Raw genomic sequence first — 1,394 nt, 5'->3', positions numbered from 1 at the left:
TGCGGCTCGTGCTTGACCATTTAGGGAAGGCAGCTCGGGCCGCGTCGGCTGCCCTATCGACATCGACTTCGTCTCCGGCCGGTACCGACCCGAGGGTTTCCTCGGTGGCGGCATTGATGACGTCGATGCGCTCGGTTCCGTGGGCCTCGACCCAGGCTCCGGCGATGTAGGTTCCGGTTGTGAACACGTGAATTCCTTACCTCTCAGAGTTGCTCATCGGCCGCCAAGGATCGTGACGCACGTCGATGCGTCCTCGATCCCGTGGAAACCGCCGCCGCCTTGGCTGATCGCCCAACGAGCGCCCTCGACCTGCAGGGCGCCTGCCTCACCACGTAGCTGGCGGACGAGTTCGTAGGTCTTCGCGAGCCCCGTTGCCGCGATCGGGTGCCCCTTGGAGACGAGTCCGCCGGAAAGGTTCACCGGGATCCGTCCCCCCATACTGGTCACGCCGGACTCGGCCGCGGCGCCGCCTTCCCCGCGCGGCACAAGTCCGAGATTCTCCGACTGCAGGATCTCCCCGAAGCTCGTCGCGTCGTGGACCTCCGCAACGTCGATGTCCTCGGGGCCGATACCCGCCCGTTCGTAGGCTGCTCGCGCAGCCCCGACCGAGAGGTGACGATCAAGTTCCTCCGGATCCCGATCGGATCCGCTCCTGAGCTCGACCGCTGCGACGGGCACTGCACGATCGCGGCCCATCGTCGCTAGCACGGCATCGCTGCACAGCACGACCGCTGCGGCACCATCAGTGATCGGCGCGCACATGGGGAGAGTGATGGGCCACGACACCACCGGCGCTCCCAAAACTTCGTCGACAGTGAAGGCGCGCTGGTACTGCGCCTTCTTGTTGTGGACGCTGTACGCGTGGTTCTTCGCTGAGACGGAGGCGAGCTGGCGAGCGGTCAGCCCGTACTGCGCCATGTGGAACTTCGTCAGGGCCCCGTAGACATCCATGAAGAGGCTCTTAGCATCGCCCGTCGGCTCGACGACATCTGGTGGCGTCGGAACAGCCTCCCCGAGGGCAAGCAGGTTCTTGGCGGTCTCATTCGCCTTCGTGACGTCCCATGCACCATCGAACCAGGCAAAAGATCCGACCTTATCGTGCGTCATCCGCTCAACACCGACGACCAGGACCACGTCGGCCAGACCGGCTCGAATGTGCGCATCGGCCAGCATCAATGCCGTGTCGCCGCTGGCGCAGGCGTTCTCGATATTGACGACAGGCCAGGTCTGGAGGCCCAGCGACCTCAGCGCCACCTGACCTGCCACGGCGTGCTGTCCCTCAAGGTGACCCTGCATCGCGTTGGCGAAGAACGATGCCCGCACCGCGTCGGGCTGTACGCCGGCGTCTGCCAGTGCCGCAGTGACCGCCTCGTCGACGAGTTGCTTAACCGAGA

Annotated in this window: 2 protein-coding genes; both read right to left on the bottom strand. The window is 65.4% G+C overall.

Features of this window, described 5'->3' with window-relative positions:
• The coding region (locus tag FH975_RS17005; protein ID WP_162322204.1) for an aldehyde dehydrogenase family protein at nucleotides 1-187 on the bottom strand (187 nt) is incomplete at its 3' end.
• Nucleotides 188-213: 26 nt separating this feature from the next.
• Nucleotides 214-1,394, bottom strand: a 1,181-nt coding sequence (locus FH975_RS16195) for a thiolase family protein (RefSeq protein WP_162322203.1), incomplete at its 5' end; no start/stop codon positions are given.

Origin of the sequence: Nesterenkonia haasae, from assembly GCF_010119385.1 — a bacterium.
GTDB lineage: Bacteria > Actinomycetota > Actinomycetes > Actinomycetales > Micrococcaceae > Nesterenkonia > Nesterenkonia haasae.
Note: the sequence above shows the minus strand (reverse complement) of the source record. Positions and strands in the feature narration are given on the sequence as shown.